This window comes from Bacillus sp. JJ1764, from assembly GCF_036962145.1.
Classification (GTDB): domain Bacteria; phylum Bacillota; class Bacilli; order Bacillales; family Cytobacillaceae; genus Neobacillus.
In genome coordinates, this window is sequence record NZ_JBALNY010000151.1 from 1 (window position 1) to 4739 (window position 4739).

Consider the following 4739-nt stretch of genomic DNA (forward strand, 5'->3'; position numbering starts at 1 on the left):
GGACCGCCGCAGCGATCCAATATTTAACATAAGCACCCTTTAGTTTAAGTGCTATATTTCACAAACTCATTATTGGAATACTATCGAATAAAGAAAAAGCGCTTGCTTTTAAGTCGCAATCGCAATCTTTCTTTACGAAGGTATATATTCATATTCCCTTATTGGAAATCTTATTTACTTTCTATCATTGACAGTAATACATTTTCCATTTCATTCTTTGACAACTTATCTGAAGTTAAAATAATTTTATATCCTTTTTCTGGTACTTTTACTCTTACGCCAACCCAACCCCCTTTTGAGGATACATAATCAAACTCAAAACCATTTAAAGAATATGTTTCTGTTTTTTCAAAAAAACCCGACTCTGGCTTTTCTATATCGGCTATTTGAGTTAATTTCAACTGTTGTGTAGTAAACATTGAGTCTCCCTTGCTATAATCCAATGAAACAACTGGTTTCTGACCATTATCGAAAGGGTAACTTTCACCAACTTGTTTATATCCTTCAGGTATATATGTTGGTTTTGTAATTGTAAAACCTGTGTACTGTTGGGCTTCCTTTTGTGCAAATTTTCTTGAGATAGAGTACTGCAATTCTTTAATTTTGTGTAATCTCGCTGTCTCTTCCTCATCTGGCTCTCTATTTTCCTTTTGCAAATTACTTCTTAGCTTAAACTGTTCCTTAAATAATTGACTATATTTGTTGAACTCTTCTTGGGTCAAATTTTTCTCTGCAAATTCCATATGCCTTTCGAAGTAACTGATTTCTTCTTTACTTTCATTAGGATAAGCTTGCATTAAATTTTCTTTGGAACCAAATAGTTGACTGATTAGCGATTCAGCAGCATCTGCAAGCGATGAACCACTAAAAGATAAACCTGCACCAATGATTATTACCGAAGCAACTGTAGCAAGCATCCACTTAGGGGAGTTTTTCTTTCTCTCTTTTTCCATTTTCGCTTGCTTAACCCCTAAAGCAACCCTATTGGTTAAATCTTTTGGAATCTCTATCTTTTCCATTTTCTGTTTTATGTTATTCACAAATAATTTGCCTCCTTTATTTTTTTTCTAAGTTTATTTAATGCACGATATGAAATTGATTTTGCTGTTCCTAAAGGTATATTCATTTAATCAGCTATCTCTTTAAATGAATAACCTTGGAAAAACTTTAAAAGTATGATGCTTTTTTCATCTTCATTTAACTGTTCGAGTAAATCTTGAATGGTAATTGAAAGGGAAACATCGTCTTCTTCTGAACCAATAAACTCTTCATATTCTGGTTTTAATTGAATTACCTTTTTATTTTTTCTAACTAGTTCAATTGCACAATTGATGGTAATTTTGATCAACCAAGTCTTAAAATATTCAGGATTTTTCAATGTGTCTATCTTCTTAAATGAACGATATGCAACCTCTTGAATCACGTCTAACGCATCACTTTGGTTTTTTACATACGTAAAAGCTAAACGGTATATATCTTCCTGATATTGTTGGAAAAGTTCAAGAAAGGCTTGGTCATCGCCTTTTTGAGCCTTTTTTACTAAATGAATAATGGTTGCTCCTCCTATCCTTGTTTGCCCTATATCTATTAGACAAATAAGAGCCTGAATTGGCTTAAATTATATTAAATTTTTTCAAAATAAAAAACCGTCTTATTAGAACGGTCATAAATAAAAATTGTTCCTATTAAAATTTTTTTTTTGAGCTAACCTGCTCCGTTACTTCAATAAGAAAATGCATTACCGTTGTTCCGATTTTGTATAAACGCTTTTTTAAGGAATAAACCGAAAGATTATTCTTCCGGTTTTCTATTTGATAGGGCATTTGCCATTGCTCGTTTCGGTAGCTCTGTATTCGGTTTTTTACTAATGGAGTAGCCTACCACTTCTCAGTTAAACAGGTCAATAGCTGCAGCTAAATATACCCCATCCAGTTTCTGTCCGAATGTTATGTAATATCTCCACACCGTGCCTTATCTGGCTTCCCTACTTGGAATTCTCTATTTATCGCGTTATCCGTAGGTTTCCACCTTTTCCTTTGGATATGGGCGATGTTTATATCTTGTTATGGAGTGATTCCGTTCTCTCTCATCAGTCGGCGAATCCTACGCACGCTACAAAAAGCGCAATAGTCCAATAACAAGCAAAGTCATTCCATTATGAATTCCAAAATAATTGCCGGACTGTGTGCTGTTCGGGAATTATTTTTTTGCAATTTAGGCGATGCTATTTTGTGGACGCATAGTCCCTTGGATATATGTCATAGTTCGATAGGCTTGTACTCCTCAGCTACCCAGCGACGAGCATACTCGTAGAACCTTGATGCTGCGCCAGACAGAAGGTTATGGCTGCGACAAGCGATTCCAAGGTCGCGGTAGCCCGGAGGGTCCAGTGGAATCGCCACAATTCGTCGGTCAAAACCCTGTATCATCATTACAGACATAAGACTAATGCCCAGCCCTTTCTCTACCATAGCGATTACGGCGTGATCGTCGCTTTCTACGAAACGCGCGTCTAGGGTAATCCTGTTTTTGTCCAGAATGGCTGTAATCTCATCCTCCCCCCCCTCGTTGAGCGCAATGTACGGCAGATTTGGCAGCTCGGAAATGTTGAGTTTTTCCATTCTGGCATAGGGATCATCTTCAGAAAAAATGCCTACGATGGGGTCACGGTACAGGAATTCGGACTCAAGTTCCGGTAAAGTTGGGTATGCAACAAAACCCACATCCACTCGTCCATCAGCTATCCAACTTACAATCTGAGTATCTGTTCCGTGCAGCAGCTCGAATCTGATTCCAGGGTAATCATGTTGAAATCTCTTTATCATCCCAGGGAGCCACTGTGCAGAGATACTGTTAAATGTTCCAATTCTAATAAGACCTTCACGAAGGCCATTGATCTCACCGATTCGCTCGGAAAGTCTACGTTGGTCATGAAGGACCGTTCTTATATATGGCAACAGCAGTTGCCCTTCTGTAGTAAGTTGTACACCGTTTCGTCCTCTAGTTAATAGTTTTACATTCCATTGCTCTTCTAGTGTATTTATTGCTCTAGTAAGCCCTGATTGTGTGTAGCCAAGCTCCTCCGCTGCCTGAGTCATTGTTCCAGTCTCGACAGCTTTGATAAATGCCTCGTATTGTGAAAGACTCATGACTCACCTCCTTAGCTATTATATGACGATTACTCATGGAAACCATGATATACTTGCGATTTACGAATCTTTATTTGTATTATATACTCAGAGCATAGAAAACATCAACTTAATTTTACGGAGGTATAAATATGTTTACAAAAGCCATTACTAAGAAACCTTGCAAAGCATTAATCGACGGAATATTCACAGCTCAGTTCGTAGAACCAGGCGAAAAGCCAGAATACGAATTGTCCGCTAGACAGCATGATAAATACGTTGAGATTCTTGAATCTCTTGGATTAGAAGTTCTAGATTTAGAAGCCGATGAGCGTTACCCTGACTCATGTTTTACAGAAGACCCAGCCGTTGTTATGGAGCGTTGTGCAGTGATCACAAACCCTGCAAGGGACTCCCGTAATGGCGAAAAGGTAGAAATCCTTCCAGCTATTCGTAAGTTCTACTCAGATGACCAGATTTTTCACATCGAAGCTCCAGGAACAATGGAAGGCGGTGATGTAATGCGTGTAGGAGATCACTTCTACGTTGGTCAGAGCGATAGAACAAACGCGGAAGGCGCTCGCCAGTTCAACGAAATAGTTACAAGATTTGGCTACACCTCATCCACAGTACCTGTAACAGAAGGCCTTCATCTAAAGGATTTCGCAATCTACCTTGAAAACAACAATATGCTTGTTACAGAAACCGTTGACAAGCTAGAAGCTTTCAAAGACTTTAACCGCTTCGTTATAGTCCCTGACGAACTTTACGCAATCAACAGTCTGTACATTAACGGTACAGTTCTTGTTCCTGAAGGATATCCTAAGACTCTTAAAATCATCGAGGACCTCGGCTACCCGGTAAGGCTAGTTGATACAAGCGAGTTCAAGAAAATCGACGGCAGCCTCACTTGCTTGTCACTTAGATTCTGATGCTAATTCATATTTCTAACGCAGCTTCGGCTGCGTTATTTTTACGAGCAGGGAGAAAGACTAAAAGCAAAAGCAGAGCCACGACTACTACTCTGTTTTCGGAGCAGCAACCGTGGCTACTGTTTATTCTAAAGCTTCAAATTCCGTTACAATTTTCAAAGTGGATCTCATATCATTCCAAAAATAACTTCAATGCTTCCGTGATTTCCCGTTCCTTTTCAGGTGGCATTTTCGGCTGTTTGCATTTCCAGCCTTCGGTTTATATAATTCTCTCGCTCAATAATCCCGTGTTTCTACTTAATCCGGGCAATATTGTAAATTTGAAATAAAGTCGCGATGTTTTTAATAAAGTCACGACGTTNNAGTTTTGTTTTTGAATTTTATACGTATTTTCCAATGTGATTGTGCCTAAACTATGAAAAATTGTACTTTTCCAAACTAAAAGTACAAATATAGTAGGAGGATTGTACATTGGATTATTCTTTGACGAGATATGTAATGATGTCCAAAAAAGAAGGAAAATCAGAAGAAGATATACTAAAAAGCATATATAAATGGGGAACGCAAGCCGATATAGCTAAAGCGTTAAACATAAACATTAGAAGAGTAAAATATTTATCTCATAAGTACGGTTTAAAAAAAAATGATAAGTACCGTGTAGTAAAACGGTGTATTAATT

3 protein-coding genes and 2 pseudogenes are annotated in these 4739 nt (G+C 37.9%); 2 read left to right on the forward strand and 3 right to left on the reverse strand.

The genetic code is table 11. The features are described 5' to 3' along the window. Window positions 1–170: 170 nt before the first annotated feature. From V7083_RS19050 to V7083_RS19060, 3 genes and pseudogenes are all read right to left on the reverse strand, one after another. Window positions 171–1040, reverse strand: coding sequence for a DUF4367 domain-containing protein (locus V7083_RS19050; RefSeq protein ID WP_335480877.1), 870 nt, complete (start codon window positions 1038–1040; stop codon window positions 171–173). Continuing rightward, window positions 1037–1552 (reverse strand): annotated as a pseudogene (locus V7083_RS19055) (RNA polymerase sigma factor). The gene V7083_RS19050 and the pseudogene V7083_RS19055 overlap by 4 nt, the downstream one beginning before the upstream one ends. Before the next feature lie 706 nt (window positions 1553–2258). Further along, entirely contained in the window at window positions 2259–3149 is an 891-nt protein-coding gene (locus tag V7083_RS19060; protein ID WP_335480879.1) for a LysR family transcriptional regulator, read from the reverse strand. A 131-nt stretch (window positions 3150–3280) separates the two neighbouring features. On the opposite strand from V7083_RS19060, the gene V7083_RS19065 reads away from it, so the two are divergent. Both V7083_RS19065 and V7083_RS19070 read left to right on the forward strand, forming a co-directional pair. Further along, the gene (locus V7083_RS19065) at window positions 3281–4060 is read left to right on the forward strand and encodes a dimethylarginine dimethylaminohydrolase family protein (protein WP_335480881.1); all 780 of its coding nucleotides are present in this window, start codon (window positions 3281–3283) and stop codon (window positions 4058–4060) included. A gap of 471 nt (window positions 4061–4531) precedes the next feature. Beyond that, a pseudogene (locus V7083_RS19070) lies at window positions 4532–4739 on the forward strand (hypothetical protein); the annotation flags it as partial.

Bases quoted from the DNA above. Each gene is read 5' to 3' on its own strand.
- V7083_RS19060 (WP_335480879.1), bottom strand. From the start codon at position 3,149: ATGAGTCTTTCACAATACGAGGCATTTATCAAAGCTGTCGAGACTGGA.
- V7083_RS19065 (WP_335480881.1), top strand. From the start codon at position 3,281: ATGTTTACAAAAGCCATTACTAAGAAACCTTGCAAAGCATTAATCGAC.